The 3,744-nt window shown below is 28.3% G+C and carries 4 protein-coding genes; all 4 read left to right on the forward strand.

Translation table 11 applies throughout. The features are described from left to right. The coding region (locus ACW2QF_RS16580) for a hypothetical protein (RefSeq protein ID WP_455717123.1) at positions 1 to 841 on the forward strand (841 nt) is incomplete at its 5' end. Further along, complete coding sequence (locus ACW2QF_RS16585) at positions 831 to 2,216, forward strand: ABC transporter permease (RefSeq protein WP_455717124.1); 1,386 nt, start codon at positions 831 to 833, stop codon at positions 2,214 to 2,216. The genes ACW2QF_RS16580 and ACW2QF_RS16585, both read left to right, overlap by 11 nt. A 12-nt stretch (positions 2,217 to 2,228) precedes the next feature. Then, complete coding sequence (locus ACW2QF_RS16590) at positions 2,229 to 3,491, forward strand: ABC transporter ATP-binding protein (RefSeq protein WP_455717125.1); 1,263 nt, start codon at positions 2,229 to 2,231, stop codon at positions 3,489 to 3,491. Between the two features lie 21 nt (positions 3,492 to 3,512). Further along, the coding region (locus ACW2QF_RS16595) for a rhamnan synthesis F family protein (protein WP_455717126.1) at positions 3,513 to 3,744 on the forward strand (232 nt) is incomplete at its 3' end.

Genomic DNA, 3,744 nt, shown 5'->3' on the forward strand with positions numbered 1-3,744 from the left:
TCACAGAAATAAAAGAATAATGGAATATTGTGATGCATTTGTGTCGCCTTCTGATAAATTGATTGAAAAGTATGGGCGTATTTTTGCGAAAACAATTCGTATTGATGAACCATGTTGGTTAGCTGAGAATTGTGAGAAAGTTAATGAAAAGATTAAAATTGGTTTTGCAGGTTCAATTGATCGAGCTACAGATGTAGATTCAATACTAACAGAGACCATAAAGACTTTAATCGATAAATTTGGAGATAAAGTTATTTTTGAGTTTATGGGAGCAAAACCGAAAATAGTAGAAGAGATGAATTTGACATATTATCCATATGAAGATAGTTATGAGGAGTATAAAAAAGTTTTAAGTAGCTTACAGTGGGTTATCGGTTTAGCACCATTACCAGATACCCCTTTTCATAAATCTAAATATTATAATAAATATATAGAATATGGTTCGAATAAAATAATCGGAGTTTATTCTAATATAGAACCATATAGTCATGTTATTAAAAATCAAATTAATGGATTATTATGTGATAATAATACACAAGACTGGGTAAATAAAATTTCGTTATTGATAGAAAACCCTAAAATAGTTAATGATATTTTAAATAATGTAACCAAAGATATTTCAGAAAATTATAATATAAAGAGTGTTACTGACAATCTTATAGAACAACTAGTTGAACTACGAGAATATAAAGCACCAGGTAGATTAAAAATTTTTTTAATCTGGTTTAAGTTAAAATCTCAATTTATGCGAGTGTATGAATATATTAAAAGAAGTTCTATTCGAGAAGTTGTAATTAAAATTAATTATCTTTTTCTAAGGAGAAATAAAGATGAAGAATAAAAGGTTAATCAAAATAATTATTGCTTTGATATCAATTATTATATTCAATTTATGTATTTTTTTGTTTATTAAAGTAGGATTTGATGAAAAATTAGCATTAAAAATAAATGTAAATATCGATACAGTGGAAAATTATCAAGTTTTTTATAGTGTTAATGGAGAGTGGAGTGAAGACAATTCTACCAAAAGTTTGTATAATGATTTAAATCAGGACAAAACATTAAAATTTTTGGTACCAACTGAATCCCAATATTTACGAATTGATTTTGGTGAGGTGCCAACGGTAAATACTATTAATAAGATATACTTTGAATATTTACATAAAGACTATGAATTAGACAAGTCATTATTTGGACAAACATCAAGTGATAAATCTAATGATATTGAGTATATAAAGGAAAAAGAAGGTAAGATAGAACTAAAAAGCAACGGAGAAGATTCTTACTATATCATTGATATTTCAAAACTGAAATTAGAGCAGTTTATTGAAGATGCACAGAATAGCTATTTATTTCGTTATCATATACTACTTTGTGTGCTGATAGATTTACTAAGTATCTTTTGCATACGGTTTTATAGTCATATTAAGGAGATTATAATTGAAATCTTTAAAAATAGAAAGTTAGTATTGCAACTTGCTAAAAATGACTTTAAAACTAGATTTGCTGGTTCGTATTTAGGGGTTATCTGGGCTTTTGTTCAACCAATAGTTACAGTAATTGTATATTGGTTTGTATTTCAAATGGCATTTAAAAGCGGTAATATAGGAGATAGTCCCTTTATATTATGGCTTGTAGCTGGATTGGTTTCTTGGTTTTTCTTCGCTGAAGCAATTAATAGTGCTACAGTGAGTTTAATAGATTATAGCTATTTGGTAAAAAAAGTAGTGTTTAATATTAGTATATTACCTGTAGTCAAAGTTGTTTCGTCCTTTTTTGTACATGTATTTTTTGTGGTCATAACTTTATTATTATTTGTGATATATAAATACGGTATTGATATATATATGATTCAAGTAGTTTATTATACATTCTGTATGTTTGTTTTAGTTCTAGGAATTGTATATGCGACAAGTGCATTACAAGTATTTTTTAGAGATGTAGGCCAGTTGGTAAATATCTTACTACAAGTGGGTATGTGGATGACACCAATAATGTGGCAAGATACAATGTTACCTGAGAATTTTAGAGTCTTACTATATTTAAACCCTATGTATTATATAACAAATGGATATAGAGATTCCTTGATTGGTAAAGTATGGTTTTGGGAACGACAAACAGAATCTATAGTATTTTGGTTCATTGCTATAATGATTTTCATCATTGGGACAGGTATATATAAGAAATTAAAAGTACATTTTGCAGATGTGTTATAGAAAGGTTAAGCTATGGAGAATAAAGCTATTGAAGTATGTAATCTAAGCAAAGTATATAAGTTATATGATAAATCAATAGATCGTATTAAAGAATCGTTGAAATTAACGCGTAAAAAGTGTCATACTGAGCATTATGCATTAAGAAATTTAAATTTTTATGTAAACAATGGTGAGACGGTAGGTATTATTGGAACAAATGGTTCTGGAAAATCAACTGTCTTAAAAATTATAACAGGTGTTCTAAACGCCACTACTGGATCCGTTAAAGTTAACGGACGTATATCTGCTTTATTAGAGTTGGGGGCAGGCTTTAATATGGAATATACAGGACTTGAAAATGTATATTTAAATGGGATGATGCTAGGTTTTACTAGAGAAGAAATTGATAAGAAAATAAATGATATCTTAGAATTTGCAGATATAGGTGATTTTATTAATCAGCCAGTTAAGACATATTCAAGCGGTATGTTTGTTAGACTTGCATTTGCAGTAGCTATTAATATAGAACCTGAAATTTTAATAGTTGATGAAGCTTTATCAGTAGGTGACATATTCTTTCAGGCTAAGTGCTATCGTAAATTTCAAGAGTTTAAAAAGATGGGGAAGACTATATTATTTGTTAGTCACGACCTAGGTAGCGTTAATAAATATTGTGATAGAGTTATCCTACTAAATAAGGGTAAAATTGTTATGGAAGGAAAGCCTAAAGAGGTAATAGATGTATATAAGAAAATACTTGTTTCAAATAATAAAAGACAACAAGTAGTGTCTAATTCAAAACAATCAAGTAACGAAAAAATGGAATTATGGAGTAAGAACATCGAGACTAATCCTAATGTAATTAGTTATGGTAATGAAATGGCAACAATAATAGATTTTGCTATTTTAGATAAAAATGAGGACATAACTACAAAAATTGAGAAGTTCCAAAAGTTTAAGATTAAAATGAGAGTAAAATTTAATATAGATATAAAGGATCCAATATTTGCTTTTACAATAAAAGACTTGAGAGGAACAGAGATTACTGGTACTAATTCCTTGTTTGAAAAAGAAATTATTGATTTAGTACCAGAAGGAGATATAAGAACTATAACGTTTGAACAAGATATGAGTCTGCAAGGTGGAGAATACCTATTATCTTTAGGGTGTACAGGGTATTATGAAAATGAATTTACTGTGTATCATCGATTGTATGATATTTGTAGCATTACGGTTATATCTGATAAAGATACTGTAGGGTATTTTGATATGGATAGTACTGTAACAGTTGAATAGATAGTGAAAGGATGCGGAAACGTGGAAATTAACATAAATAATAAAAAAAGATTAGGTGTTGTTTCGTTTTATGATAAGCAAGGGAAAGTAGATAAATATTTTGAATATTTATTAGCTGACTTAAAGAAAGTACTCACTAATTTAGTTATTGTATGCAATGGAAATATTACTCAATCCGGTAAAGAAGTATTAGAAAAGTATACTGATAGAATAGTAATTCGTGAAGAAAAAGGATATGAGGTAGGGGCTTGGA

The organism is Anaerosporobacter sp., assembly GCF_965301125.1.

Excerpts from the sequence above, each read along its gene's own strand:
- ACW2QF_RS16585 (WP_455717124.1), top strand. The coding sequence starts at position 831 with ATGAAGAATAAAAGGTTAATCAAAATAATTATTGCTTTGATATCAATT.
- ACW2QF_RS16590 (WP_455717125.1), top strand. The coding sequence starts at position 2,229 with ATGGAGAATAAAGCTATTGAAGTATGTAATCTAAGCAAAGTATATAAG.